24 protein-coding genes and 1 tRNA gene are annotated in these 25,876 nt (G+C 47.4%); 11 read left to right on the forward strand and 14 right to left on the reverse strand.

The window, feature by feature from the left end; genetic code table 11:
* Positions 1-79 precede the first annotated feature (79 nt).
* Entirely contained in the window at positions 80-1,063 is a 984-nt protein-coding gene (locus G459_RS0107975) for a GlxA family transcriptional regulator (RefSeq protein ID WP_026967179.1), read from the forward strand.
* A gap of 131 nt (positions 1,064-1,194) precedes the next feature.
* Here the strand turns inward: G459_RS0107975 and G459_RS0107980 are convergent, their stop codons facing one another.
* Positions 1,195-3,261, reverse strand: a complete 2,067-nt coding sequence (locus tag G459_RS0107980) for a glutamine--tRNA ligase/YqeY domain fusion protein (RefSeq protein ID WP_026967180.1) — start codon at positions 3,259-3,261, stop codon at positions 1,195-1,197.
* Positions 3,262-3,429: 168 nt separating this feature from the next.
* Between G459_RS0107980 and G459_RS0107985 the strand changes: the two genes are divergently transcribed.
* From G459_RS0107985 to G459_RS0107995, 3 genes are read left to right on the forward strand one after another with little or no spacing between them, the layout of a single operon-like run.
* Positions 3,430-3,612: a DUF6435 family protein gene (locus G459_RS0107985; protein ID WP_026967181.1), complete on the forward strand. Its 183-nt coding sequence runs from the start codon at positions 3,430-3,432 to the stop codon at positions 3,610-3,612.
* A 45-nt stretch (positions 3,613-3,657) separates the two neighbouring features.
* On the forward strand, positions 3,658-4,353 hold the full coding sequence (locus G459_RS0107990; RefSeq protein WP_026967182.1) for an SDR family NAD(P)-dependent oxidoreductase: 696 nt from the start codon (positions 3,658-3,660) through the stop codon (positions 4,351-4,353).
* 11 nt (positions 4,354-4,364) lie between these two features.
* Positions 4,365-5,810, forward strand: coding sequence for an SDR family oxidoreductase (locus tag G459_RS0107995; protein ID WP_026967183.1), 1,446 nt, complete (start codon positions 4,365-4,367; stop codon positions 5,808-5,810).
* 19 nt (positions 5,811-5,829) lie between these two features.
* Here the strand turns inward: G459_RS0107995 and G459_RS0108000 are convergent, their stop codons facing one another.
* The gene (locus G459_RS0108000) at positions 5,830-8,463 is read right to left on the reverse strand and encodes an ABC transporter permease (protein ID WP_026967184.1); all 2,634 of its coding nucleotides are present in this window, start codon (positions 8,461-8,463) and stop codon (positions 5,830-5,832) included.
* A gap of 49 nt (positions 8,464-8,512) precedes the next feature.
* The gene (locus G459_RS0108005; protein WP_026967185.1) at positions 8,513-8,842 is read right to left on the reverse strand and encodes a PadR family transcriptional regulator; all 330 of its coding nucleotides are present in this window, start codon (positions 8,840-8,842) and stop codon (positions 8,513-8,515) included.
* A gap of 517 nt (positions 8,843-9,359) precedes the next feature.
* Here G459_RS0108005 and G459_RS0108010 point away from each other — a divergent pair.
* Both G459_RS0108010 and G459_RS28905 read left to right on the forward strand, forming a co-directional pair.
* Positions 9,360-10,826: an SLC13 family permease gene (locus tag G459_RS0108010; protein WP_026967186.1), complete on the forward strand. Its 1,467-nt coding sequence runs from the start codon at positions 9,360-9,362 to the stop codon at positions 10,824-10,826.
* 171 nt (positions 10,827-10,997) lie between these two features.
* Complete coding sequence (locus G459_RS28905; protein WP_051315127.1) at positions 10,998-11,720, forward strand: DUF5715 family protein; 723 nt, start codon at positions 10,998-11,000, stop codon at positions 11,718-11,720.
* A 109-nt stretch (positions 11,721-11,829) separates the two neighbouring features.
* Here G459_RS28905 and G459_RS0108020 read toward each other — a convergent pair whose 3' ends face one another.
* Both G459_RS0108020 and G459_RS0108025 read right to left on the reverse strand, forming a co-directional pair.
* A complete protein-coding gene (locus G459_RS0108020) occupies positions 11,830-13,218 on the reverse strand; it encodes an arginine decarboxylase (RefSeq protein ID WP_026967188.1) in 1,389 nt (462 codons plus the stop codon).
* Positions 13,219-13,429: 211 nt separating this feature from the next.
* Positions 13,430-13,873 (reverse strand): hypothetical protein, encoded by a 444-nt coding sequence (locus G459_RS0108025; RefSeq protein WP_026967189.1) that lies wholly within the window; start codon positions 13,871-13,873, stop codon positions 13,430-13,432.
* Between the two features lie 289 nt (positions 13,874-14,162).
* Between G459_RS0108025 and G459_RS0108035 the strand changes: the two genes are divergently transcribed.
* A complete protein-coding gene (locus G459_RS0108035; protein WP_026967191.1) occupies positions 14,163-15,113 on the forward strand; it encodes an arginase in 951 nt (316 codons plus the stop codon).
* Here G459_RS0108035 and G459_RS29805 read toward each other — a convergent pair.
* Positions 15,110-15,274 carry a hypothetical protein gene (locus tag G459_RS29805; RefSeq protein WP_157373293.1) on the reverse strand — a complete coding sequence of 55 codons (165 nt, stop codon included), beginning with the start codon at positions 15,272-15,274 and terminating at the stop codon, positions 15,110-15,112. The genes G459_RS0108035 and G459_RS29805 overlap by 4 nt on opposite strands.
* Positions 15,275-15,415: 141 nt before the next feature.
* On the opposite strand from G459_RS29805, the gene G459_RS29810 reads away from it, so the two are divergent.
* Genes G459_RS29810 through G459_RS0108055 form a run of 3 tightly spaced genes read left to right on the forward strand, consistent with a single transcriptional unit; the run spans position 15,416 to position 17,698 of the window.
* The gene (locus tag G459_RS29810; protein WP_157373294.1) at positions 15,416-15,580 is read left to right on the forward strand and encodes a hypothetical protein; all 165 of its coding nucleotides are present in this window, start codon (positions 15,416-15,418) and stop codon (positions 15,578-15,580) included.
* Positions 15,581-15,596: 16 nt separating this feature from the next.
* Positions 15,597-17,021, forward strand: a complete 1,425-nt coding sequence (locus G459_RS0108050; protein WP_026967193.1) for a sensor histidine kinase — start codon at positions 15,597-15,599, stop codon at positions 17,019-17,021.
* Positions 17,021-17,698 (forward strand): LytR/AlgR family response regulator transcription factor, encoded by a 678-nt coding sequence (locus G459_RS0108055; protein ID WP_026967194.1) that lies wholly within the window; start codon positions 17,021-17,023, stop codon positions 17,696-17,698. Before G459_RS0108050 ends, G459_RS0108055 begins: the two co-directional genes overlap by 1 nt.
* 52 nt (positions 17,699-17,750) lie before the next feature.
* Here G459_RS0108055 and G459_RS0108060 read toward each other — a convergent pair whose 3' ends face one another.
* The 5 genes from G459_RS0108060 to G459_RS0108080 all read right to left on the reverse strand — a co-directional run bounded on the left by G459_RS0108060 (position 17,751) and on the right by G459_RS0108080 (position 22,416).
* Complete coding sequence (locus tag G459_RS0108060; RefSeq protein WP_026967195.1) at positions 17,751-18,629, reverse strand: helix-turn-helix domain-containing protein; 879 nt, start codon at positions 18,627-18,629, stop codon at positions 17,751-17,753.
* A gap of 311 nt (positions 18,630-18,940) precedes the next feature.
* Positions 18,941-19,315, reverse strand: coding sequence for a hypothetical protein (locus G459_RS27070; protein ID WP_157373295.1), 375 nt, complete (start codon positions 19,313-19,315; stop codon positions 18,941-18,943).
* 171 nt (positions 19,316-19,486) lie between these two features.
* A tRNA-Thr gene (locus G459_RS0108070) sits at positions 19,487-19,559 on the reverse strand.
* A gap of 97 nt (positions 19,560-19,656) precedes the next feature.
* Positions 19,657-21,798 (reverse strand): DUF349 domain-containing protein, encoded by a 2,142-nt coding sequence (locus tag G459_RS0108075; RefSeq protein ID WP_084454426.1) that lies wholly within the window; start codon positions 21,796-21,798, stop codon positions 19,657-19,659.
* A gap of 48 nt (positions 21,799-21,846) precedes the next feature.
* Positions 21,847-22,416: a YqgE/AlgH family protein gene (locus tag G459_RS0108080; protein ID WP_026967197.1), complete on the reverse strand. Its 570-nt coding sequence runs from the start codon at positions 22,414-22,416 to the stop codon at positions 21,847-21,849.
* Positions 22,417-22,518: 102 nt separating this feature from the next.
* On the opposite strand from G459_RS0108080, the gene pdxH reads away from it, so the two are divergent.
* Positions 22,519-23,154, forward strand: coding sequence for a pyridoxamine 5'-phosphate oxidase (gene pdxH / locus G459_RS0108085; protein WP_026967198.1), 636 nt, complete (start codon positions 22,519-22,521; stop codon positions 23,152-23,154).
* Here the strand turns inward: pdxH and bshB1 are convergent, their stop codons facing one another.
* The 3 genes from bshB1 to trxB are packed head-to-tail and all read right to left on the reverse strand — an operon-like array spanning position 23,155 to position 25,874.
* Complete coding sequence (bshB1, locus tag G459_RS0108090; RefSeq protein ID WP_026967199.1) at positions 23,155-23,871, reverse strand: bacillithiol biosynthesis deacetylase BshB1; 717 nt, start codon at positions 23,869-23,871, stop codon at positions 23,155-23,157.
* Positions 23,872-23,879: 8 nt separating this feature from the next.
* Positions 23,880-24,920: a M23 family metallopeptidase gene (locus G459_RS0108095; protein WP_026967200.1), complete on the reverse strand. Its 1,041-nt coding sequence runs from the start codon at positions 24,918-24,920 to the stop codon at positions 23,880-23,882.
* A 9-nt stretch (positions 24,921-24,929) separates the two neighbouring features.
* Positions 24,930-25,874, reverse strand: coding sequence for a thioredoxin-disulfide reductase (gene trxB, locus G459_RS0108100; protein ID WP_026967201.1), 945 nt, complete (start codon positions 25,872-25,874; stop codon positions 24,930-24,932).
* Positions 25,875-25,876: the final 2 nt, after the last annotated feature.

Below are 25,876 nucleotides of genomic sequence, written 5' to 3' on the forward strand. Positions count from 1 at the left end.
CCATTGATTGCAGTAAAAAATACCCTGTCGCGGGTTGATTTGGACAATGCCCTTTTGTAAATTTAGAAAAAAGAGGATCATGAAGCATATCAGTATCTTAGTGCCGGAGGGGCAAAACAATCTCAGCAGTATCGTCGGCGCCTATAAAATCCTCAAAAGAGCAAATGCTTACGCGGCGGAACAAGGAAAATCGGAGCTATACGACATAGAATTGGTTGGGATTTCCAAGGAAGTGGACTTTCACGGAGGCTTGTTTACCGTCAAGCCGCAACGGCTGGTCACGGAAATTGAAAAGACCGATTTGATCATCATTCCTTCGCTCAATCATAATTACGAGGAAGCGATTAAAGGTAACAAACCCGTCATCGACTGGCTGGTCGCTCAAAATCGCGAAGGTGCGGAGATAGCGAGTGTTTGTACAGGTGCGTTTCTTTTGGCTGCATCCGGCTTGTTGGATGGGAAAAGTTGCTCTACACATTGGGCTTTTGCAGACCGGTTCAGAACGATGTTTCCTCATATCACCTTGCAGCCAGACAGACTGATTACTGATGAAAACGGGATATACACCAACGGGGGAGCCTATTCTTTTCTAAACCTGATGCTGTATCTGGTCGAGAAATACTTCGACAGGCAGACGGCGATATTTTGTTCGAAGGTCTTCCAAATCGAAATGGACAGAGAGAGCCAATCGGAATTCATCATCTTTCAGGGACAAAAGGCGCACGGTGACGAACTGATCAAAGAAGCACAGCAATACATCGAGCACCATCTCGAAGAGAAGATCTCCATCGAACGCCTGTCATCCAGTTTGGCTGTTGGTCGGCGGAATTTTGACCGGAGGTTTATCAAAGCCACAGGAAATTCACCTGTGGTATATACCCAGCGGGTAAAGATGGAAGCGGCGAAGAAGGCTTTTGAAACCAGCCGAAAGCAAATCAACGAAGTGATGTTTGAGGTGGGTTATTCAGATCCGAAGGCTTTTCGTGAGGTTTTCAGAAAAGTCACCGGCATGTCTCCGCTAGAGTACCGAACCAAGTATAACAAAGAGGCGGCGGTTGATTAAGACGATAGTATCAAGAAACTAGCATAAGTTCCGAATAGGCCCGAAGAAGCTGAAACACCCAGAATAGAAAATCGCTCGATGAATTGTTCAACGGGCGATTTCTTTTTACTGCAACTGAGACTGAATACTGATCACTTAGGCAGACCACTGGAAACTACCTTCGCTTCTTCGACCAGCTGCGCGTCCTCATCCGCCAATCCAGCTGCGATAAACGCCTCGATCTCAGCATTTCTCGCTTGACCTTTGTTCAGCAAAACTCCCAGGGTGATCATCGCGCCGATGCGGGTTCCTACTTTTTTGGCAGCGGTCTGAAATAGGGGCTCCAGTTCTTCGTAGCTCACTTCCTCCGCCAGTCTGGCGATGTCAGTCCTCGCAGCTTCGAGCTTATCTCCGGAGAGGTTGGTGTATTTCTTGGCGATCTTTTGAATCTCATTCAGCGCACTTCGCTGTCCCTGATCCTGTCCACCACCTTGATTGGTTGGCTTTGGTTGGCTGGCCTGTGGAGTTGGGGCAGGAGCGGGGTTCTGCTTGGCCCAAGAATCCCGCAAACCAACCGTTTTGTTAAACACCAACTTGTCCGCTGTAGAATCTTTATCCACGGTAAAGTAACCCAAGCGCTGAAACTGGAACTTATCGCCCACGCTGGCTTCTTTCAGAAAAGGCTCCAAATAGGCTTCGTTGATCACTTTCAGAGAATCAGGATTGACGAACTCCATGAAGTTCTTGTCCTCGTGGCTGTCTGGAGCTTCTTCCAGGAAAAGGCGATCGTACTCCCGAACTTCTGCTTTAATCGCGTGCGGTATCGACACCCAATGCAGGGTACCTTTCACTTTTCTAGTGCTGGCTTCTGTGCCGCTTCCTGACTTTGAATCCAAGTCAGCCGTGCAGTGAATCTCCAAAATAGTTCCATTGGTATCCTTCACCACAGATTCTCCTTTGATGATATAAGCACTTTTAAGACGAACTTCATTTCCCAAAGACAAGCGGAAAAACTTGTTCCCACCTTCCTCTTTGAAGTCTTCCCGCTCGATGTAGAGTTCGCCTGAAAAGGGAAGTTCATGCGTGCCCGAGTTTGGATCTTCTGGATTGTTTTCGGCTTCGAGTATCTCTGTCTTTCCGGCAGGATAGTTAGTAATGACCAACTTCACAGGATCCAAGACGGCCATCACACGGGTAGCTGTCTTGTTCAAATCCTCGCGGATGCAATATTCCAATAGCGACACATCTGTCACAGAGTCGCGCTTGGAGATCCCCGAAAGATCGCTAAAATGCCGGATCGACTCTGGCGTATAGCCTCTTCGTCTCAAGCCGGAGATCGTCGGCATCCGCGGATCGTCCCAACCGGTTACTGTTTTGCTTTCCACGAGCTGCAGAAGCTTCCGCTTGCTCATCACGGTATAGCTCAGGTTTCGACGAGCAAACTCCCGCTGTCTGGGTCTCAGAAGCGTCGGATCGATGATTTGATCCAAAAACCAATCGTACAGCTCACGGTGAGGCTTGAACTCCAGCGTACACAATGAATGGGAGATCTGCTCGATGTAATCCGACTCGCCATGCGTCCAGTCGTACATCGGATAGATCACCCAATCAGTGCCGGTGCGGTGGTGGGCCTTCTTCACAATCCGGTACAAGATCGGATCACGCATCAGCATATTCGGTGACGCCATGTCGATCTTGGCACGAAGCACATAGCTTCCCTGTTCAAATTCCCCGGCTTTCATCCGTTCGAATAAGTCAAGGTTTTCCTGTACTGTCCGATCACGGTGTGGGCCTGCAACTCCCGGAGTCGTTGGCGTACCTTTTTGGGCGGCCATTACCTCAGCGGACTGCTCATCCACATAAGCCTTCCCCTCTTTGATCAACTGGAGCGCCCAGTCATACAGCTGCTGAAAGTAGTCGGAAGAATACAATTCATTAGCCCACTGGAAGCCCAGCCACTGGATGTCTCGCTTGATGGCGTCGACGTATTCCTGCTCTTCTTTTGCGGGATTGGTATCGTCAAAGCGAAGATTTACAGGTGCTTGATGCTGCTCGCCGAGGCCAAAGTTCAGGCAAATGGATGCCGCGTGGCCGATATGTAGGTAGCCGTTTGGCTCAGGAGGAAAGCGAAAGCGGAGTTTCTCCGAGGGAAAGCCTGCAGCCAGATCGTCTGCGACGAGTTGTTCGATAAAATTTAAGGAGGCGGATTCTTCAGTCATAACTCAAAATTGGAACTCGAAATTAGTTCAAATGGATGTATTTGCAACGCGAAAATACAATTGAGTGAAGGCAATAAATCTGCAGCTGTGGGGTGGGGGATCGAATTTAGGTGCAAGGTCGACGATAACTTTTTCCCTTCGGATGTGTTCTTAAAGCAAAAAACCGATATGTTTTCCTTTTTCAAGAAAGATCCCATACAATCCCTTGAAGACAAGCGCAAAAGGCTACTTGAAGAGGCCATGCACGTGCAGCGATCCGGTGATTTGAAACTTTATTCAGCTAAGATGGAAGCCATCGACCGACTGGAAAGGGAAATAGACACACTGCGGAAAGGTGCGGACAAAGGTTAACTGGGGAAAGTGCAAACAAATTGATTACAAGGCTGTTTTTCCAGTATGGCAAATATTTTAATAATCGGCGCTTCCTCAGGAATTGGCCTATCACTTTCGAAAAAACTGATTGCTGACCGGCATCGCGTCTTTGGCACATTCAACAGAACAACGCTCGATAGCGATGGCTTCGCAAAGATCCAACAGGTCAATGTGCTGGACGAATCATTGGATTTGAGTCTTGCTCCAGACGAGTTGGATGGGCTGGTTTACTGCCCTGGTGCAGTCAACTTGAAGCCTTTCGCCCGGATCAAGCCGACGGATTTCATAACGGACTATCAGCTGCAGGTGCTCGGTGCGGTAAAGGTCATTCAAGCCTGTTTACCAAAACTGAAAAACGCCTCCAGTCCCTCAATCGTGCTATTTTCCACGGTAGCAGTACAGACTGGATTTAACTTTCACTCGTTAGTCGCGTCCTCCAAAGGCGCTATTGAGGGATTGACAAGGGCCTTGGCGGCGGAATTTGCCCCGAAAATCAGAGTCAACTGCATCGCACCGTCTATCACCGATACGCCACTGGCGGGCACACTTCTGAGCAGTGAAGAAAAGAAAGCGGCAAATGCTCAACGTCATCCACTCAAGCGTATCGGCAGTCCGGATGATTTGGCTGACCTCGCAGAATTTTTGATTTTAGAGAAATCGAGCTGGATCACCGGGCAGGTATTTCACGTAGACGGTGGCATGTCTAGCTTAAAGTTATAGACCATGTTTTCATGAAAATCCTACTCACAGGCTCAACAGGTTATATTGGAAGGCGGCTACTCCCTGTTTTAGTCGCAGAAAATCACCAAGTGGTATGCTTGGTTCGTGACCGCCGGAGATTTGATTGGGAAGACTTTACCGAAGAATTTTTAGAAAACGTGTCGGTGGTCGAAGTTGATCTGAACGATCCTGAGTCATTAAAAGAAGTAACGGCCGACATCGACGTCGCCTTTTACTTGGTCCACTCAATGAGTTCCTCCAATCCAAACTTCACTGATATGGAGGCCAGGTCAGCGGAGAATTTTGTTCAGTTTATCGATAGAACACGCTGCAAGCAACTTATCTATCTGAGCGGGATTGTAAATGATAGCGATCTGTCTGACCATCTGCTTTCCCGCAAGAATGTGGAAGATATTCTGCGAAAAGCCAAACCACCGCTTACAGTCTTGCGGGCGGCTATCATCATCGGTTCTGGCAGTGCTTCCTTTGAAATCATCCGTGATCTGGTCGAAAAACTTCCGGTGATGATCGCGCCAAGATGGCTCAACACAAGATGTCAGCCCATTGGCGTAAGAAACGTCGTCGAGTATCTAAGCGAGGTAATGCTGAAGGACGGAGCTCTGGGGCAGACCTTTGACATCGGTGGTACGGAAATCCTTACTTATAACGAGATGTTAATGGGATTTGCCAAGGTCAGAGGACTCAGGCGTTTTATCATAACGGTTCCCGTTTTGACGCCCAAACTTTCCTCGTTGTGGCTGCTACTGGTGACATCGACTACCTTTTCGCTGGCGAGGAGTTTGGTGAGTAGTATGAAAAATGAAGTAATATGTCAGGACAACCGAATCCTGGATATCGTACCCATCCGCCGGCTTGACTACACCGAAGCATTGCAACTCGCGTTTGATAAGATCAGCCAGAAAAGCGTCGTTTCCAGCTGGAAAGACGCCAGCTCACTTTTTGGAATGACGGGAAATTTCCCCGACAGGGTGCAGGTGCCCGAGAACGGCGTGTTTACAGACAAGCGTAGTACAACATTTGATCGCGACAAGGAGGAAGTCGTTGAAAATATATGGTCGATTGGAGGCAATCGGGGATGGTATTTTGGGAATTGGATGTGGGGCATTCGGGGTTTTTTGGATGTCCTGGTCGGTGGTGTTGGGCTTCGTCGGGGACGGCGAAGTGATAATCAGCTGAGGACGGGTGATGCGCTTGACTTTTGGCGGGTACTAGTGGCAGACAGAGCCGAGGGCCGCTTGCTTTTATATGCCGAGATGAAACTGCCGGGAGAGGCTTGGTTGGAATTCAAGATCAAAGAAAAGGACGGTAAAACAACTTTACTGCAAACCGCCACCTTCCGCCCGCTCGGTGTTTGGGGCAGATTCTACTGGTATTCGGTGTTGCCGTTTCATTGGTTGATTTTTCCGAAGATGGTTAAGAATATCGTAAGGAGATGATTGACAGGCGCATTACCCATCAATCACCTCTCATATGATCTACAGGATTGGCATTTGCCGCGCGGATGGTCTGTGAGAATATCGTGGTAAGGCCCAAGATCGCCAACAATAAGACGCTGACAACGATTTCTGAAACCCCAACGGAAACACTGTAATACTGCATTTGAACCAAAATCTTGGTAAACAGGAAGTAAACGATGGGGACGGTGACGATTGTCGCGATGAATATGAGCAGGAGAAAATCTTTTGAAAGCATGAATACGACGCTTTCTGTTGATGCGCCCATCACTTTTCGGATACTGACTTCCTTCAGCCGATTGCCGATGGTAAACGCGACAGTTCCGAGTAATCCAATGGACGCCACGGTAACGGCCAGCAATCCTAGGAAGCCCCAGAGTTTGATCACCACAAAGTAAAAACTATAAGCGTCACCGATTTCATCTGAGAAATACTGGGCCTTCACCTTGTGATTGCTGTCAAGTGCCTTCCAGGCGACTTCCATCTGCGTCAGATCGTCAAATCGGTTAGTCAATGGCATACTGAGATTTGCATATTGAAACTCGCTCGGATCAGAGGTAAAGAAAAATGCGCCGATGGGCTGCCGCAGACTCGTGTAATGAAAGTTCTTCACCACACCGAGGATCGACACTTCCTTGTCATCATTCAACAGCAGCGTTTTGCCGACTGCAGAGAATGCGTCGCCCAGGTTGAAGGCCTTGACCATCTCTTCGTTGATGATAATATGTCGCAGATTGCTGTTTTGGTCCGAACTGAAATTGCTGCCGGCGATCAAGTGAAGGCCAAAATTGTCAATGAAGTTGTCATCAATCGATATGGTGGCCACCGCAGTGGAATCCTGCTGACTTTCATCTTTGATGAACTTCACTGCGCTATAGTCCAGCCCTAGAATATTAGACGACATGGAGATCGATTGAACGGCAGCCAACTTTCCGAATTCATTCCTGAACAATTGTGGCTTGACGTCCTGCAAAGCGACATCGAGGATATTTTCCCGGCGAAAGCCAAAATCATAGTTCATTGAGTACCGGTACTGCTGAAGCATGATCACCACGGCCATGATAAATCCCAGTGACATCCCATATTGAACGGTAAGCATGATCTTGCGACCCGGCAGACGAAACTTCCGTGTCGGAATCGACACCATCGACTTTAGGGCGTTGAGTGGGTTGATTTTTGAAAAGTACAGAGCGGGCACAATTCCCGCCAAGACCCCAACCAAAAGCGCAAACCCTATGGAACAAATGAGGGTAATAAAATTGGGAGTCATGTCCATGGAGTCCGCTTCAGCCAGCATCTTGTGAAATTCACCCCGGATCAATTCGAAGAAAAAGTAGGACAAAAACAGCGCAATCATCATACTCAGCGTGGTTTCCACGATGAATTGAAAAAAGATCTGCCGTCGCTGACCGCCCATTACCTTGCGCACGCCGATCTCTTTCATCCTCTTGAGCGACTGCGAGATCGAGAGATTCACATAGTTGGCGCATGCGGGAATCAGGATGATCAGCGTCGTCAACGCTACCAATAAGATGGAAAGGTGGTCCCAGCTTGGTCCGATGGCATTGTAGACTTCGACTCCCGGTACGATGTCGTTTAGTCTTTGCACAGAAAAACTCGCCAGGAAATCGTCTTTCGGATATCGATCCTTGGCCAGCTGGCTCAGGAAGTTTTCGACCGCATCCGAAGAAGAGCCTTCCGGCAAAAGAAAATACACGTAAGAGTCGGTGAAATTCGTCCAAGAAGCCTCGCTGAGCTGCTGATTTTGTTGTCCGGCGCTGAGCAAGGTAGAATACGAAGCGAGCGCTCCAAAGGTCAGGTGGGAGTTTTTCGGGACGTCTTTCAAGACTCCAGTTACCGTCATCTCTCCGTAGGGCGGAATCGTCAGCACTTCTCCCACAGGGTCCTTGCTGCCAAAGATCTTTTCAGCCTCTTTTTCCGTGATCAAGATACTGTTGGGTTCCTTGAGAGCTGTGGCTGGATTGCCTTTCAAAAGTGGGAAATCGAACACTTCAAAGAATTCCGGTTCGGTGAAATATCCCCGCACCGGCATTTTCTTCTCCTCATAGTCCGCCTCACCATTTAAAGTGCCTTGAATAGAAACTACTTTTTCGATCCCGGGAAGTTCTTGCTCCAGCACATATCCGAGGTCAGCGGGTGTGGATGCGTAGATCGGATTATCCACGTCATCATGAACCTGTGTGATGACGCGGTAGATCTGGTCACGCTTGGTATGGAAATTATCATAGCGATAGATGAAGACCAGAATAGAGATAAACAACAGCGAGAGCGACATCCCAAGCGAGAGCCCGAAGATATTGAGGCCTGCATAGAACTTATTCTTGGCCAGATTGCGCACCGCCGTTTTGAAATAATTGGAAAGAATCGCAGTGTTAATGCCACTGGAATAGGGGTGATAGGCGGCTCTCCGCTTGCGCTGACGCAACGCATAGGAAAAAATCAGGGAAAAAATCCGCTGCCAGTACTTAAGCTTAGCTCTGAATAGTGAATGCTTTTCCAGATCCGCGTAGAAAAGTTCTTCCACATCGCCGTGAAGGTCCTCGACCGATGCACGCTCACAATACCAGAGGAAAAGACTGTCTGCAAGACGTGGGGGCTGAATTTTAGATTTCATGTGTTAAATAGTATTCTTTTCGTTAGGCACTGATCCTGTCTAGTGTTGCTTATTTTGTAAGAGATAGATTTTGGGCGGCTGCGACCCAGAGGTCGTCTCTGAGATTTTTCATCTGGTGCAATGCAAGCTTGCCCGTTTGTGTCACTTCGTAAAGGCGCTTGCTCCGTCCTCCGCGCTCCTGTGTCGGCTCGCCCAGGTGGGAAGACAGGTAACCTTTCTCTTCCAGGCGGGTGATCGTGGAGTGGAGTGCACCGATGCTGATCGACCGGGACGTGCGCTCATCGATGTAGGTCTTGATGCTTACACCATAGGCATTGTCCAGTAGGGAGGCGATGGTCAGCAGGACCAGCTCCTCAAATTCTCCAAGATATCCTTTCATTTGATTATCGTTTTTTCGGTTCTATGGAATCTCGCATGGCGGGTGAACATGTCATACTTGATTCGATACGATTGCGATTGAGCCTGCAATTACGGGATAACTTCTGTATATGTTTCTATTTTTAAGGTTAAATCATTTAGAGAATTTTTTGAGGAGACGGGAAGGGGAAAAAGATCAGTCGTATCAGAGGTTCCAGCAAGAGCCTCGGCATTGCAGAGTTCAAGAAGTCGAAAGCGAGTTTCCTCGATTGGTTTGGCGTCGAAATCTGAGAAGGTGTTGAAAAAAAGATGCGGACTGTTTTCAAGTAGAATTTATTTCGGAGAATAGTTTGTCAAAATTATTGGACGGGCTTTCTCAAAATGATTGAAACAGTTAAAGCTCGGCCTGAGCCACTTTGATCTATTGTGTTTTTTGTTGTATAATTTATATTATGTTAAATATACTTTTTAAGTCTTCCTTTTCCCAATTCTTTTTTATCTTCCCTGCCTAACCTCTCCAACCTGCTCTTAGCCCATCTATGAACAACTGGCTTCCGCGACTAGGGCTGTATCTTGGCCCTATAGCTTTTCTTTTCATTTATTTTTTTGCAGAATCTCCCGGTTTGAATCCTGAGGCAAAAGCTATGCTGGCGCTCACTGCATGGATGGCCGTGTGGTGGATAACAGAAGCGATCCCTATTGCCGGCACAGCGCTGTTGCCATTGATCCTGATGCCCTTACTGGGGATTCTCAAGATCGCGCCCGTATCGGCCAACTACATGCATCCCACCGTCTTGCTGTATATGGGCGGCTTCCTCCTCGCTACAGGAATCGAAAAGTGGGGCTTGCATCGTCGGATCGCACTTAACATAATAAACTTATTAGGAACAAATCTGCGCACGATCGTCTTGGGATTCATCGCGGCCACGGGCTTGCTGTCAATGTGGATCTCCAATTCCGCCACCGCACTGATGATGCTTCCCATCGGCCTCGCCGTCGTCAGCCAATTTAAAACTCAATTGGGTGAGCAAAACCAGGGTTTGGCAGATAACTTGGGCAAAAACATCATGCTGGGGATCGCTTATTCAGCTTCTATCGGCGGAATGGCCACGCTCATCGGCACGCCGACCAATGCCATCCTGTCGGCCGTGGTGAAGCAACTTTATGACTATGAAATTGCCTTCAATGAATGGATGCTTTTTGGGCTTCCTTTTTCGCTTATCCTATTGATTATCTGCTGGTACTACCTCGTTGCTTTTGGTAACAAATTACCCCAAGATTTCCAATTGAGCGAAGGGAAATCCGTCATTTCCACCCAGTTGCATGCCTTGGGAAAGATCACGTTCGAAGAGAAAACAGTGCTGATTGTGTTTGGCTTGGTTTGTTTTTCGTGGATTACCAGGAGTTTTTTGCTGGCGAATTTTATCCCGGCAATCGACGATACCATCATCGTCTTGATCGGGGTAGTATTGCTGCTGGTACTCCCCTCTTCTACTTCCGGCGAACGGATCCTGGACTGGAAAACAGCAGAAAAAATCCCCTGGGGTGTGTTGATCCTTTTTGGCGGCGGCTTGGCACTGGCGGAAGGATTTAAAGAAACCGGCTTGGCAGAGTGGCTAGGCCAGAAGTTTACTCTGATCGAGGGCGTGGGATTCTTTGTATTGCTTCTGATCATCATCGGTTCGGTCAACTTCCTGACGGAGGTAACTTCCAATGTGGCGACAGCTTCTATGCTTTTACCGATCCTGGCTTCGGTAGCGATCAAGCTCGACCTCCATCCATTTGGACTGATGGTCGGAGCTACGTTGGCTGCGAGCTGCGCCTTTATGCTTCCGGTAGCCACTCCGCCCAACGCGGTGGTTTTTGGTTCAGGTTACCTCCAAATGAAAGATATGGTCAAAGCGGGACTTTGGCTGAATATCATTTCGATCTTGATTATCACGCTAATGGTCTATTATATCCTTCCCTGGTTGTGGGGAATTGAGCTGCAGAAGTACCCTTTTTAGGGAAACGCCCTTTTTTGGCGGGATCTTTGGAGGGAGCAAAATGAACCTTCTACATTCATCCGACCATAGAGACCATTCGGATAAAATCGGAGGATCATAAGTACCCGGTCTTATAACTTGTCGCTTCAATCCCTTCAGTCTCCTAAACGTACAAAAGCGTTTCTTTTCTTCATGAATAAAACCACAGGAATCATTGTCTTCGCCTTTATCAGCCTTTTTTCGCTCGGAACACTGGCGATGGTCAGTTATCAACCAACTCTGAAAACGCAATTGACAGAAACCTATGAGAGTTTAACACAAGATAAGATTCAGACAGAGTACGTGGAGTTGCCTGAAGCGGCTCCTCTGGAGCCATCGACAGCGATTGAACTACCGGCGTTTTCAGGCAAACTTGCCAAAGACACCTACGAGGATCACCTCAGCGCTGCCGAGCTCAAAGGGATCGGATTAATTGAGGATGAAAAACATCTCCTCGGCCTGGTAGCCAATCGCAACTTGGTGGAAGTGAACTTTGGCGCTGGATACAAGGTGGACGAATTGACCCACAGTTATCCCTACGTCACACTGGAGTCCAAAAAAATCCTCGAAGAGCTCGGCCAAACCTTCGAGACGCTGGCTGGTCAGGGGGCCTACCTTACAGTGACGTCCGCCACACGCACCATGGAGCAGCAGAAGAAACTGAAGAGAAGGAATCGAAACGCGACGGACGGCAACAGCTCCCACTCCTACGGGGTCTCCTTTGACATCTCCTACATCAGATTTAATGGCAAAAAGGACTACAACCGGAAGTATCAAAAAGATCTGGAGGCGGTTTTAAAACACTTTCAAAAGGAAAACAAAATCTTTGTCATCAAGGAAAGAAGACAGGCCTGCTATCACGTCACGGTGAGGTGAGTTTCGGTCAACAGTCCATCTTAGAATGACATTGGCAAGCGAAGACTTGCAAAACACAAAAGACCGCTGCGAGGCGGTCTTTTGTGTTTCTATGTCCTAGTTGGGCTCCTCAATACCCCAACGTCTTCAGCATACTTTCCTCGGTTTGATCCTTGGCGAAAAGTCGGTGAGTGACATTGCCGTCTTCGTCCCGATCAATCAACACATGCTTTGGCGCAGGGATCAGACAATGCTGGATCCCACCATAGCCGCCCAGCGACTCCTGATATGCGCCCGTGTGGAAGAATCCGATGTACTGCTTTCTGCCGGTCTCAATCTTTGGCAAATAGATATTGAACTGGTGAGCTTCGGAGTTGTAGTAGTCCATGCTGTCACAGGTCAGGCCTCCGAGCGAGATTCCCTGATAGGTTTCATCCCAATTGTTCACGGCCAGCATGATGTATTTCTGGTTTAAGCCCCAGCTATCCGGGAGTTGGGTGATGAAGGATCCGTCGATCATGTACCACAATTCCTTGTCGTTTTGGAGCTTTTCCTCCAAGATCGAGTACAGCACCGCCCCACTCTCTCCGACAGTGTAACTACCAAATTCTGTAAAAATGTTCGGCTCCGTTGTGTTGTTTTTGGCGCACATCCACTTGATGTTTTTCACGATCTGATCGGCCATGTATTGATAGTCGTAGTCGAAAAACACGTTGGTCTTGATCGGCCAACCACCGCCGATATCCATCGTATCCAGACTCGGGGCGATCTTTTTCAAGTCCACATACTTTTGGATAAACCGGGTCAATTCCGACCAGTAATACGCCGTATCCTTGATGCCGGAGTTGATGAAGAAGTGAAGCATCTTCAGGCTTACCTGCGGATTGTTCTTGATTTTCTCCTCATACAGACTGAGGATATCATTGTATCTGACGCCCAGTCGGGAGGTATAGAAACCAAATTTTGGCTCCTCGTCCGCAGCGATTCTGATCCCTACTTGAAAGGGAACTTTCACGTGTTCCAAGTAGTAATCGATCTCCCCGAGGTTGTCCAGGATCGGCACACAGTTGTGAAAACCGTCATTCAGCAGCTCAGTGATGTATTGTTTGTACAATTCCCGCTTGAAGCCGTTGCAGACGATGTAGGTGTCCTTGGTGATCTTTCCTTTCGCATACAGGCTTCTGACCAATGGAATATCAAACGTCGAAGAAGTCTCGATGTGGATGTCATTTTTCAGCGCCTCGTCCAGCACAAAGCTGAAATGCGAAGACTTCGTGCAGTAGCAATAGGTGTATTTCCCCTGGTAGTCGTGCGTCTTGATCGCATTGTTGAAAAAGGACTTCGCACTCTGAATGTTCTCCGAAATCTTGGGCAAATAGGTCAGCTTCAGCGGTGTGCCATAGGTTTCGATGATCTCCATTAGATTGACTCCATTGAAAAAGAGCTCATTGTTTTCTACATGAAACTCTTTGGTCGGAAAGTCAAACGTCTGCTGGATCAGGTCGGTGTATCTATTCATTTACCGTGGGGTTAAATACATGAATTAAGGGTGCAAAAATTGCGCTTTTATCGGGGTAATTCAAATGCCCTCAAGAAAACTTCTCCCCTAAGGGAACGATTAGTAAGGGTATTCCGTGTGGCCGCTAAAAAATCAATTATAAACATATCAAATGAAAAAAGGGACAATCCCACGCTGGACTTGCCCCTTTTTACCAAAAGATAACGTTGCCTTAATCCCAGACAGCCGTGTGGAGCGCTGAGTTCAGTAGAGACTGTTCGGCGCGGAAGCGATTGTTATTTTCAATGACTTTGTCCAGGATCTCTTTGAACCTCACTTCCTTTTTGAGGAGTTCGATGATTTGATTGACGAATCGCACCGCTTCTCTTTTCTCTGTTTGAGAAAAAGTGAAGAAGGCCTGAGCTCTGTCAAAGTCATAGATCAGGCTCAACGACCGCGGCTTACCCAAGAGAATCAAGCCTCTGAAAAGCGGCAGCAGTTGCTCAAATCCCCGCTCGAAACGACACATCCCCTGCATCTGATTTCCTACTTCCTGAGAAAAAATCTTAAGGATAACCTCCTCGCCCACATTAAATTGAGCCAAGTCAGGTGAAGCGGTGACAGTCCATGAATTTGAATTCAATTCTGTGTGGAGGATTTGTGCTACAGCGCTCATGATAGTTCGTTTTGTGTTGGATGATGAGTCAAAGATAAAAGGCAAGATTCTATTTTCCTACTTTCCCTATAATTTTTATAGGTTTATAAAAGTCACGACCTATGAGCAATTTCCAGACGGTCGCATTTCCTGTTTTCAATCGTTCTATGGAAGCAATCCTGTCAATAAAACTCCCTGCAATGGATTGTCGAGCGTCATCCCGCGACAGATTATCCGTGAAAGAACAAAAGGCTAGCGGCAATTAATTGCATATTTGCGGTAAGTAGTAAACCCAAATACCAACTCAGAGATGAGAAATATAAAACTCGTGGAAGTCCGCTCCGAGATCGCCGCAGGTACGCGCGGAGCCAGCATGGGAATAGATGCCCTCAAGATCGCCAGTCTGGACAAGCAGTCCGCATTTTTCACCCACTTCGACCCCATCAACGTCCCTGACGCCAACAACTACCTGTGGAAAGGCAACAAGTATCCGCACGCCAAGTACATCGATGGAGTCTACCACGTTTTGAAGAATGTCTACTCCACGATTGAATCCCTTCGCTTAGAAAAGAAATTTCCAATCATCCTGGCCGGGGATCACAGTACGGCTGCCGGCACGATCATGGGTATCAAAGCCGCTCAGCCCGAGCAACGGCTCGGCGTAGTCTGGATCGATGCCCATGCGGACCTGCACACGCCCTTCACCACTCCGTCCGGCAACATGCACGGTATGCCGCTTGCCATCGCCGCCCAACTCGACAATATGGATTGTCAAGTCAATGATCCCGAATCCGAGACGCTTAGATATTGGGAAAAAATCAAGGACATCGGGGGGCATTTTCCAAAGATCGATCCGCAGGACATCGTATTCATCTCGGTCAGGGATACTGAGGAACCCGAGAACTTCCTGATTCAAAAATATGGAATTAAGAACTTCAGCACGCAGGAAGTAAGACATTTGGGCATTGAGCAAGTCGCCGGGCAGGCGTTGGAAATTCTGAAGGACTGTGAGCAAATCTACATCTCCTTTGACGTGGACAGTCTGGATAGCTCCATCTCTGTAGGAACTGGTACGCCCGTCCCAAATGGCCTGACCCTGGAGGAAGCGATCCAGCTCAACGTCCAGTTGATCCGAGACAAGCGGGTCTGCTGCTGGGAAATCGTCGAGGTCAACCCAACTCTTGATACCCAAAATACCATGGCCGAAGCAGCCTTTGAAGTCCTCGAGGCTACGACCAAGTCGCTGGTAGATAATTATTAATCTGTAGACTTACGGATATCTAACCAATAGGAAAATTCCCATACTTTTTGAGAGGAAGACTGATGCTCGTCGCGGGCTTTTTCGTCTTCAATGTCTTTGTTCTTTTCTAGCTCTGCAGTGTAGATCGGTGGATTTCCCTGCGGCATTTTTCCATTCCCCACCACCGAACAATCTGGCTTTCCAGCCCTGAAACCGGCTGTTTCGTCACATTTTTTTGATTGGCCCTCCGACTCACGGTAATCTTGGTAAAACTTCCAGTACGAAACTAAACCAACTCTTTTACGACATCCACTTACCAACCTATGCCTGCATCAGCAAAAAGGAATGCCCAAAAGCCAACCGTATTTTATCTCATCATCGCGGCGGCCCTGATCTACAACCTCTTCTTGCTTTTTGCCTCCAAAGGAACCCAACCCGCAAACTCCTCTTCCGAAAATGAATTCACTACATCAACCCTCACTAAATAGTCTATACCTTTCACCCATGAAATCCAAAAGCCTTGATTTCCGACAGATCGAATGGTGGATCGTCACCACTGCGTTTCTTTCGATCATTTTATTCAATTTGTTTGGCTTCAGCCCCAGTTTCCATGAAACTTCTGGATTTGAAATCTTCCGATTTGTCGCAAGATTGGCCATTCCCGTTACGCTATATGTGTCTTTCCACCTGATCCACATGGTGCTGATTCCCAAATATGAAAGGGAAAAAAAACCGGCTCTTCCGATCATCTTTACCTTCCTGATCGCTGCCGCATCGCTGCTCATTTGTGCAATTCTCGCCTATAATACAGAGCTGATTCATGCGCCATTTCCTAGCTTTTATCTTGGTGTGGTCGGGATCTATGCCTGCTACCTGATCGGAGCCTATATCCTCGAGCAGGCGCTCACCCCTCCCAAGCTCCGCGATTTCCAGATCTACAACATCGTCCGGTTGATTTTCATCTATCTGTTCACCATTCTGTTCTTGATTCAATTGCTGAGCCTTACCAATCCCGGTCCGCTGGTCGTACTCGGAATGGTGGTTCCTGGGCTGATTGTATTGGGTTTGTACTACTATTATTTCGTTTACAAAAACAGGGAAGGTGGTAAGGTCAAGCGTGCCCGCTGGTTTAATTGGGGACTTGCAGCATTGATCCTTTTTGTTTTTTTGGTGATTTCTGTTGAGAACAATGCGGAAGAAATCTTCTTTCTCGGTGGCATCCCGGTGGTTGCATTCCTACTCGTCATCGTTTTTCCCCTTGCCAATCTTATTTTCAAAAAATACGACTCGTATATGGGGAGAATCTTTACCCTGACCAATCAGGTAGATCGGGGGAATGCAGGCATGGACTTTCTTCGCTCCCAGATCAACCCTCATTTTCTTTTCAATGCGCTAAACACGCTTTATGCGAGCTCTTTGATCGAGAATGCGGATAAGACCGCCGATGGCATCCAAAAGCTTGGCGATATGATGCGCTTCATGCTGCACGAAAATCAGCTGCCACACATCCCGCTTTCGCGTGAAATTGATTACCTCCGCAACTATCTGGATCTTCAAATGCTTCGTTTCGGTTCCCAGACCAATCTCGAGTTGGAAATCAACATCCAGGACGGCAGCTGCCACGGTGACATCGCTCCGATGCTCCTGATTCCATTCGTCGAAAATGCCTTCAAACACGGCATCTCTACCAAAGAAAAATCCTGGATCCGCTTAAATTTGAGATGTATTGCCGGCTCGGTGCATCTGGATCTGGTCAATAGCATTCATCCCGACAAGCCGACCAGCGAAAAGTCCCGGGAAGAATCGGGGATCGGCCTCGAAAATGTAAAAAGTCGCTTAGCTCTCCTCTACCCCGATAGGCATCAGCTAAACATTGTCGCCAACGACTCCGATTATTTTGTGCACCTTTCCGTCCAAATCCACTCCTGATGATCAAGGCGATTGCCATCGATGACGAATCTCTTGCTCTGGAAGTCATCAAGTCACATGCTTCCAGAGTACCTTTTTTAGAACTCCAGGCCACTTTTACCGACGCCATACAGGGCTTGGAGTATCTGAAAAGCGATCCGGTTCAGCTCGTATTTCTGGATATCAATATGCCGGATATTTCTGGGATGGATCTAGCGGCGCTATTACCCAAGGAAACGCTGGTCGTCTTTACCACAGCCTATTCTGACTATGCGGTCAAGGGTTTTGAATTAAATGCGCTGGACTATCTGCTGAAACCCTTTAATCTGAGCCGCTTTCTGAAGGCTTGCCAAAAAGCCCAAGAATGGATCGATCTCCAACCTGAGAGCGAGCCTGCCTACCATTTCGTCAAAACCAGTGACGGACAGATCCGGGTTGATTTCAGCGAATTGGTTTACTGCGAGGCCACAGGGAATTATGTGACTTTCCAGCTAGAAACACAAAAGATCCTCAGTCGCTTGACGCTTGCTGAGACCGAGCGGCTGCTGCCCTCTTATTTTATCCGAACCCATCGATCCTTTTTGGCCAATAAAAACAAGGTCTCCAGAGCCGAGCGGCATCAGCTTCATGTCTTTGGATTCAAGGTTCCGGTCAGTGCTTCCTACTTGGATCAAGTGACCGAGAAGCTAAAGGCCTAATACCCGACACTCATCTGCAGTACTAAGTAAGCGACGGCCCGCTGCAGTTGGACTAGACAGGAAATGTCTTCAAAAACTCCTTTCTGTACTCAACGGGCGTCTTTTTGACCCGATCCTTGAAGAGCTTGTTGAAATTGGACAGGGTGAAAAAGCCACATTCATAGGAGATTTCGCTGATGTTGAGGTCAGTTTCATGCAGCAGTTTGCAGGCATGGGAAATTCGAACCTCGGTCAGAAAATCTGAGAAAGATTTGTTCACTCTGGATTTGAAAAACCGGCTAAAAGCCGAAACGGAAAGATTGGAAAGCTGGGCTGCCTCTTCCAGACTGACCTTGCCCTGGAAGTTGTGCGTCACATATTCGTAGACTTGGCCCATCCTGTCCTTTTCGGATTCTTTGTTGGTATTGATATAGGCTGCGTCGGCGATCAGCCTGCAATCTGCCGAATCGGCAATCGTCTGCAGGATTTTGAGTAGGTGGTTGATGCTTTTGACGCCCGTCATGTCCAGCAGCTCCATCATCATTTGTTTGACCTCTAGATTCGTTTTACCGACGATCTCCAGTCCGCGGATGGACTTCTTCAGCATGCTGGCGATCACCTCAAATTCCTCCAACTGAAACACCGAGTTGTTTAAAAAGTTGTCCGGCAAATAGATCACGATTCCGTGGGTCTCGAGCCGGTTTTCAGGCAGATGATAGGCTTTGTCATTTTTCCACAGATGAGGCAGATCCGGCCCGGTTAGGACCATATCCCCTTCCCGAAAATTCTGCATGTGATCTCCCACGAAACGGGTCCCCGTTCCCTTCAAAACGACAAACAACTGATATTCCGTATGAAAATGCCAGCTTACATCAAAAAACGGGGCTTTTAACTCCCTGATTAAAAAAGCCTTGCCTTCTGGAATTCTGGATTTTTGAAATGGGTTTTTCATTGAATTCTACCACTTTTGATCATTTCTGGATTGTAAATTGATCAAAAACAGTCATTATTCAAGGTAAATAAAAAGAAAATCACGGCCTGACTGGGGATTTTACGATGATGCTGATTTCGATTCGCTCCAAAATCTGGAATCAATGGCTTCGCTGAAAATCATAGCTGATAAACACATCAGGCACTCTTCAAAGCTCTCCTTTCCCGCGTTAAATGCAGAAAGGCAGCTTTGTAAAAAGCTGCCTTTCTTGTGTCTTGATTGGCGGTGGGTAAACAGATCTGTCGCCAACTACAGTCCTCCAGATTGAAAGTCTATTTCACCCGCTTAGCCTCAGCTGTAAACATCCCCATCAAGCTGCCGGAGGAGAAATCCTCATCAACCTTCTTAAGATCCATGGTGACGTCATAGCCGGAGATGGTAAAGGCCGCTGTCAAAGTTTCGCCTTCGATCGTAACCGAGCTCATCTTCAACTCTGTGCCGGACGCATCCTCTTGGAAATAACCAGTAGTCACGTCCTCAACAGTTTCAAAGCGCATCGGGATGACCGCATCGCCCTGCGGAGTGTCCTTGACCAGCACTTCCCATTTTCCTTCAAAGTAAGAGGCTCTGTAAGCCTCATTGAATGACAAAAATGAAGACCCAATCAGGGTCATAACTAGGGTGACGCTTGTAAATAGTAATTTCATGTTTTTTCAGGTTTGGTTTTGGAGAAAAATTAAGCAAAAATTCGCGTTATTAATTCAAGAGCTCAATTATTTGACAAATGCCAAAAAGCATTGAGTCCATCGCGCTATCCCGACTGCTGTAGCTAACGTCATTAAAAGCAAAAAGGGAAACATTTCTGTTTCCCTTTTCTGAGCCCCTTGCCGGGATCGAACCAGCGACCTACTGATTACAAGTCAGTTGCTCTACCAGCTGAGCTAAAGAGGCCTTCCTTTATTGTGGTGCAAATATAGGCCTTGAGGCCATTCACTCCAAACCCGCTCCCGAAGAAATTTCTATCTCTCAGATTTTGAGCGGGAAAAATTTAAAACTCCTTCAAGATCGTAAGCTTCTTTTTTAGCTTGTCGATTTCCTCCTCTGCCTTTTGAATTTTGACATCAAACTGATCCTTGAGTTTATCAGCGGTTTTGGATGCTGCAAAGAACTCGAGGTTGTTTCTCCAGAGTGTAATGCTGTTTTCCAAATCAGAGATCTGCTTACGGATACCGTGCTCTTTCTTGTTCAGGGTCTTCACCGCATTGGGATCAGACTGAATTCGGTTGAGATTCAATCTAAACAAGAAATCCTCCCGGCCAGTACCACTAGGATCCAACTTCTCCAAATAGCTGTCTACCGCTTCTTTGAACTGAGCTTGAACTTCTTTGATATTCTTGCGCGGGACAAATCCCAGTTCGTTGAACTCAGACACCCAAGTAGTGAGTGCGTCTTCGCTCAGTTCGTCGCCCTTGGAAGCATCCAAGATCTGACCGATCAGCTCCTGCTTTTTCTTGAGGTTCTGATCAAATTCAGTATGTGCCTGCTTGTTGGAATTTCTTCTGTTTTCGAAGAACCCATCGCAAGCAGCTTTAAACTTTCTGTAGAGCGAATCCCGGTTTTTCTCCGGAGTTGGACCTAGCTTTTTCCAGTCCTGCTGCAACTTCACCAGCTGGTTGGCGGTAGCTTGCCAGTCGGTATTTTCCTTCAGAGCCTCAGCCTGGGCGATGAGCTCTTCAGCTTTGCTTTGGTTGGTGGCACGGATCTCATCCAGCTCTTTGAAAAAGAGGTTCTTGTTGTGAAAGAAGTGCTTGAATGCCGCCCAAAACGCTTTGTTGATCTCTTTACCCGCTTCCTTCGGCACAGGTCCGATTTTCTCCCAGCTTTTCTGAATCTCCAAAATCTCTTTGGTTTTGGTATTCCAGTCCTTGATCCGGTCAGCTTTGAAATCCGCGAATGGCGCCAACAAAGCGATCAGAGATTCCTTTTCGGTCTGATTGACCTTGTAGACTTCTTTTTGCCCGTCAAAAAACTCTTTTCTTCGGTCATAGACGGCATCTGACGCAGCTTTGAAACGCTGCCATAGATTTTCCTGATCTTCTCTCGGGACGGGTCCTATGTGCTTGAATTCCTCGTGGAGTTCATTCAGGAGACGAATAGCTTCCTTCAACTCTTTGACGTCCTTGAGCTGCTCAGCTTTTTCGCAAAGTTCTGTCTTACTTACCAGATTTTTCTTTCTGTCCAGCTCTTTCAGCTCAAAGTAAATGCTGCGGTTGTCGTAGAATCGGTCCATCAGGGCATTGAAACTTGCCCAGAGGTTTTTGTTTTGCGCGGTCGGTACCGGGCCAATGGTTTTCCATTCTTCCTGAATGGCTTTGATCGTACCCATGCTCAGGGTAGTCTCTTCGCCATCCACCAGGTCACGCAGTTTATTGAGCAGGTCGGTCTTTGCCGTCAGATTCTTCTCTTTCTGCTTCTCGGCTTCTTTTCTGATGGAGTTGATCTGATAGCGGAAGTCATTGAATACTTTGAAGAATTCGCGCTCTTCTTCGTGCTGACGGTATTCAAAATCATCTTCGGCGCCGCCCTCCGCCTTGAATTTATTCAGTGCCTCCTCTTTGTCTTTGGATACCAATTCCTCAAAAGCAGCCTTGATCTCGTGGGCGACTTTGTCCAGTTTCAGGATTGGTGTGTGATTGATCTTATCCTTTAGAATTTTCAACAGTTGAATCTTAGACAGTCCAACCAGCTCGATATGTTCGTCTGAGTGATCTTCTTCTTCTGTATCCTCGGCTTCATCCTTGTCTGCCGCTTCATTTGGCGCAACCTCCTGAGAGACTGACTCAGCGACTGGCTCTTCGGTTTCTTCAATCGCGCTCTCCGTTTCATCTTCCGCAACTTCTGTCACGGTTTCCGAGTCTTCAATCTCAGCAATTGGGGTTTCTTCCTCGGCTACTTCTGCCTCTAACTCGGATACTTCCTCTTCGACAGATTCTGGAGTGGCTGGCGCTTCCTCCTCAGTGCTTTCCGCTTCTGCAGCAGCAGTCTCCGGCTCCTCTATTTTTGAATCTTCGGCAACAGCTTCTACTTCAGGTTGCTCCGTTTGATCTACATTTTCGATACCCTTTACTTCCTCTTCGGAAGCTTGGGTCACCTTGTCTTTTCCAGACAATTCGTTACTTTTCTCAGTCATAAAAACGATACTATTTCAAGGCAATATGGGCAAAAGTAGGGATTTTGCCTAATTTAATCTTGGGTCGAGGGGATAATTTGCGATTACCTTAAACTCCCCTCCCATCATTTTTAAAAGCAAACGCCACAGCTCGTCGGGCGTATTTTGAAGCAAATTGGGGCCCAGTTTGTGATCACAAATGATCCAGGTATTTTCGGCCAATTCATCGGAGAGCTGGCCGGCAGCCCAGCCGCTGTAGCCAATAAAAAACCTTACGTTTTGAGCATCCATCGTGCCGGTTTTTAAGCGTCCGACAAGACCCTCGAAGTCGCCGCCCCACCAGATTCCAGTGCCGATAGAGACGCTTCCCTCGAGGACTTTCTCACCAAAATAGATAAAGTGAAGCGTATTCTGCTCCACTGGTCCGCCCACGAAAACTTCGCTCTCCAAAAAGGACAATTCCTCAACCAATTCACTCAAGAGAAGTATCGAAGGTTTGTTCAGTACCAATCCAAAACTGCCTTCGGAATTGTGCTCACAAAGAAGAACCACAGAACGAACAAAATTTTCGTCCTGCAAAAAGGGTTCAGATATCAACAGATTGCCCGCCTGAGGTACTTTTGAAGGATCATTCTTCATACACTTGTCTTTCCTTTATGGTGAAAAATATAGGCTTAAATTTTAAAAATCCAATGCCTGTGGTACTTTTATCAATGATTTTTCAATCAATCTAAATAAACAATGAAGCTTTCTGAAATTCGTAAAGACTACACCTCCAAATCACTGGATATCAGTGATGTAAAAAAAGATCCTTTGCTTCAATTTCGGACTTGGCTAGATGAAGCAATCGATTCCGAAGTTCCGGAAGTCAATGCAATGTGTCTTTCGACCCTTGGCCTGGATGGCTTTCCAAATGGCCGAATTGTATTACTGAAAGAGCTGGATCTGGGGTTTGTCTTTTTCACCAACTACCAAAGTGAGAAAGGGCAGGAAATTGCCTCGAATCCTAAAGCTTCGCTTACCTTCTTCTGGCCAGAACTGGAGCGTCAGGTCAGAATAATGGGGACTTTGGAAAAGGTGAGCGGTGAAGAATCTGATACTTATTACCATTCGCGGCCGATGGGTTCACAGATCGGAGCCTGGGCTTCACCTCAAAGCAAACCGATCGCTGATCGAGAGGAGCTTGTAAGCAGGCAACAAGAGTTTGAGCAACGGTTTTCCTCCGAGCCTATCAGCAGACCGGCTCATTGGGGCGGTTACAGATTGATGCCAATGAAAATTGAGTTTTGGCAAGGACGTCCCAGCAGGCTGCACGATCGCATCTGCTACCAAAAAGACTCCGAAGAAGGCTGGAAAATCACGCGACTAGCTCCGTAATCACTTCAGATCAAACAGGTCATCTACGCCGATAAACCGTTCGACGGTAAATCCTTCTCCATACGTAGCCATGATCCGATGACCAAACTCTCTTGCTCTGGACTCTATGAATGGCAAAAATTCCGGAGAGGATATGAAGCTTGCAGGCTCATCATTGGCAGGATCGTAAAATTGGGACTTGAAGGCCATGATACTGGCAACTTTGGTGTCCCAATACTGTGATATGTCAAAGATAAAATCGGGCTCAATGTAATTGTTTTGGATGTAATGGTAGACAAATTTTGGTCTCCACGGCTCTTGACTTACTCCATCCTGGAAAGTCTCTATCTTCCTCAACCCACTCATAAAGCAGGCGTTTGTTGCTAGTGCAGAGCCTTTTCCATGATCCGGATGGCGATCCGTGACAGCGTTAGCTAACACAATATCGGGTTGGTACTTCCGAATGATACGAATAAGCTCGTGTTGGTGAGTTTCGTCGTCTTTGAAGTAAATGTCTTTGAAGCCCATATTTTCACGCGCGGAAAGCCCGAGGATTTTTGCTGCATCGTCAGACTCTTTCAGGCGGATCTCAGGTGTGCCTCTGGTACCCATCTCACCTTGAGTCAGATCTACAATGCCGACTTTATGGCCTTTTGCCACATGAGCAGCAATCGTACCCGAGCAACCCAATTCAGCATCGTCGGGATGAGCGGCCAAAACCAATATATCTAGTTTCATCTTGTCTTCTATTTTACCCTGAGGTTTTGACCCACCCTGAGAATTGATCGAGTACTGATTCCATTCAGTCTGGTAAGTTGGCTGATTGGCACTCCATATCTTCTCGCTATCGCACCCAAGTTTTCGCCTCTCTTTACGCGGTGATAGGTTGCGGCTCTGGCACTGGCGACGTGGGAAAAGAGGTCCTTCGTGATCAGCAGATCTTGGGTGGTCAGCTCTCCTTTGTCAAAGTCATAGACCTTCTCAGGGTCAAATGGTAAGCCTCTGTAGCGCATCTCATAGTGAAGGTGGGAACCTGTACTTCGACCGGTGCTTCCGCCCTTTCCGATGATATCCCCCGCTTTTATCTCATCTCCAACTTCGGCAATCTGTTTGGAAAGGTGGCCATACAAGGTTTCAATCCCATTTTTATGCCTTACCAAGACATAGTACCCCCATCCATAACGATCATAGGACCGCACGCGTACTATCCCATCAAAGGCCGAATAAACCGGATCTCCTGTGTCTAAGTCCAAGTCGGTTCCATAATGGCTCCTGCCCCATCGCGGGCCAAATACAGACGTCTTTTTGGATTCATCAAGAGGCAGTTTCCAATCCATGCCATAGCGCTGGTCATAAAGTCTCAGTTGCAGACTGTCTTGGAAATTACGGATATCAAGATTGTAGATATCCACTTTTTTGCTGTCCCAGGTAGAGTAGTATTCAAATGCAGTCACCCAGATGCTGTCGATTTGAACTTGCTCGGAGACTTTCACGAGTTGATTGGTTGGTGCCCAGGACAGCCCGCCCTGCTCCTCGCTGACAATTGATCTGATTCTGGCGAGGTTGACGTCGTATTGAAAAATCAAGGAATCAGTCTGAAAAGTAAGCGCTTTCAAATAAGACTCCTGGTCAAATTGTCTCAGCTCGATATTTCTTCTCTCCTGAGTATTAGCTGGGTTAGTCGTACTGTTTCTCTTAATAATCTTGGGAAAAACCTGAGCATTGGCTTCCGTAAAACCAATGCTCAGCATTATTCCCAATATTACTTTCAGAATGAAATTCCTCATCAATTGGATTTAATGATTCTCTTGTGCTGCCAGGAAGCGCTCCGCGTCCAATGCCGCCATACAGCCCGTTCCGGCCGCAGTGACTGCCTGTCTGTAAATGTTATCCTGAGCATCTCCGCAAGCAAAGACCCCTTCCACATTGGTTTTTGAAGTACCTGGAATCGTCTTGATGTAGCCGGAATGATCCATGTGGATAAAATCTTTAAAGATCTCCGTGTTTGGTTGATGTCCAATAGCAACAAAGAAGCCAGAAATTGCGATATCTCGCTTTTCTCCGGTTTTATTGTTAAGAATCCGGGCGCCGATGACCTCATCTTCTCCCAAGATTTCTTCGGTCTCAGAATTCCAGAGAATCTCAATCTTTGGATTGTTCATGACACGTGACTGCATGATCTGCGAAGCCCTCATTTCCTCCCGTCTGACGATCATATATACTTTCGAACAAATATTGGAAAGGTAGGTGGCTTCCTCACACGCGGTGTCTCCTGCTCCTACAATCGCGACTTCTTGCCCTTTGAAGAAAAAGCCGTCACAGACAGCACATGCCGAAACACCTTTACCATTCAGTTTGGTTTCACTTTCAATTCCGAGCCATTTTGCCGATGCTCCTGTGGAGATGATTGTAGTATCCGCGTGGATCGTCACCTGGCCATCTACCGTCACTACATGGGGACGGGAGGAAAAATCCACTTTGGTCACCATGCCGTACCGCACACTTGTGCCGAATCTTTCGGCTTGCTTCCTGAAATCCTCCATCATCTCAGGTCCCATGACTCCATCAGGGTACCCCGGATAATTTTCCACATCATTGGTGATCGTCAACTGACCTCCCGGCTGGCCTCCGGTGTACAATACGGGTGATAATCCAGCTCTTGAGGCGTAGATAGCGGCTGTGTAGCCAGCAGGGCCTGATCCGATGATCAATACTTGGACCCTTTCAATTTCCTGATTCATTA

It is taken from the genome of Algoriphagus terrigena DSM 22685 (assembly GCF_000429445.1).
GTDB lineage: Bacteria > Bacteroidota > Bacteroidia > Cytophagales > Cyclobacteriaceae > Algoriphagus > Algoriphagus terrigena.

Excerpts from the sequence above, each read along its gene's own strand:
- G459_RS0107975 (WP_026967179.1), top strand. The coding sequence starts at position 80 with ATGAAGCATATCAGTATCTTAGTGCCGGAGGGGCAAAACAATCTCAGC.
- G459_RS0107980 (WP_026967180.1), bottom strand. The coding sequence starts at position 3,261 with ATGACTGAAGAATCCGCCTCCTTAAATTTTATCGAACAACTCGTCGCA.
- G459_RS0107985 (WP_026967181.1), top strand. The coding sequence starts at position 3,430 with ATGTTTTCCTTTTTCAAGAAAGATCCCATACAATCCCTTGAAGACAAG.
- G459_RS0107990 (WP_026967182.1), top strand. The coding sequence starts at position 3,658 with ATGGCAAATATTTTAATAATCGGCGCTTCCTCAGGAATTGGCCTATCA.
- G459_RS0107995 (WP_026967183.1), top strand. The coding sequence starts at position 4,365 with ATGAAAATCCTACTCACAGGCTCAACAGGTTATATTGGAAGGCGGCTA.
- G459_RS0108000 (WP_026967184.1), bottom strand. The coding sequence starts at position 8,463 with ATGAAATCTAAAATTCAGCCCCCACGTCTTGCAGACAGTCTTTTCCTC.
- G459_RS0108005 (WP_026967185.1), bottom strand. The coding sequence starts at position 8,842 with ATGAAAGGATATCTTGGAGAATTTGAGGAGCTGGTCCTGCTGACCATC.
- G459_RS0108010 (WP_026967186.1), top strand. The coding sequence starts at position 9,360 with ATGAACAACTGGCTTCCGCGACTAGGGCTGTATCTTGGCCCTATAGCT.
- G459_RS28905 (WP_051315127.1), top strand. The coding sequence starts at position 10,998 with ATGAATAAAACCACAGGAATCATTGTCTTCGCCTTTATCAGCCTTTTT.
- G459_RS0108020 (WP_026967188.1), bottom strand. The coding sequence starts at position 13,218 with ATGAATAGATACACCGACCTGATCCAGCAGACGTTTGACTTTCCGACC.
- G459_RS0108025 (WP_026967189.1), bottom strand. The coding sequence starts at position 13,873 with ATGAGCGCTGTAGCACAAATCCTCCACACAGAATTGAATTCAAATTCA.
- G459_RS0108035 (WP_026967191.1), top strand. The coding sequence starts at position 14,163 with ATGAGAAATATAAAACTCGTGGAAGTCCGCTCCGAGATCGCCGCAGGT.
- G459_RS29810 (WP_157373294.1), top strand. The coding sequence starts at position 15,416 with ATGCCTGCATCAGCAAAAAGGAATGCCCAAAAGCCAACCGTATTTTAT.
- G459_RS0108050 (WP_026967193.1), top strand. The coding sequence starts at position 15,597 with ATGAAATCCAAAAGCCTTGATTTCCGACAGATCGAATGGTGGATCGTC.
- G459_RS0108055 (WP_026967194.1), top strand. The coding sequence starts at position 17,021 with ATGATCAAGGCGATTGCCATCGATGACGAATCTCTTGCTCTGGAAGTC.
- G459_RS0108060 (WP_026967195.1), bottom strand. The coding sequence starts at position 18,629 with ATGAAAAACCCATTTCAAAAATCCAGAATTCCAGAAGGCAAGGCTTTT.
- G459_RS27070 (WP_157373295.1), bottom strand. The coding sequence starts at position 19,315 with ATGAAATTACTATTTACAAGCGTCACCCTAGTTATGACCCTGATTGGG.
- G459_RS0108075 (WP_084454426.1), bottom strand. The coding sequence starts at position 21,798 with ATGACTGAGAAAAGTAACGAATTGTCTGGAAAAGACAAGGTGACCCAA.
- G459_RS0108080 (WP_026967197.1), bottom strand. The coding sequence starts at position 22,416 with ATGAAGAATGATCCTTCAAAAGTACCTCAGGCGGGCAATCTGTTGATA.
- pdxH (WP_026967198.1), top strand. The coding sequence starts at position 22,519 with ATGAAGCTTTCTGAAATTCGTAAAGACTACACCTCCAAATCACTGGAT.
- bshB1 (WP_026967199.1), bottom strand. The coding sequence starts at position 23,871 with ATGAAACTAGATATATTGGTTTTGGCCGCTCATCCCGACGATGCTGAA.
- G459_RS0108095 (WP_026967200.1), bottom strand. The coding sequence starts at position 24,920 with ATGAGGAATTTCATTCTGAAAGTAATATTGGGAATAATGCTGAGCATT.
- trxB (WP_026967201.1), bottom strand. The coding sequence starts at position 25,874 with ATGAATCAGGAAATTGAAAGGGTCCAAGTATTGATCATCGGATCAGGC.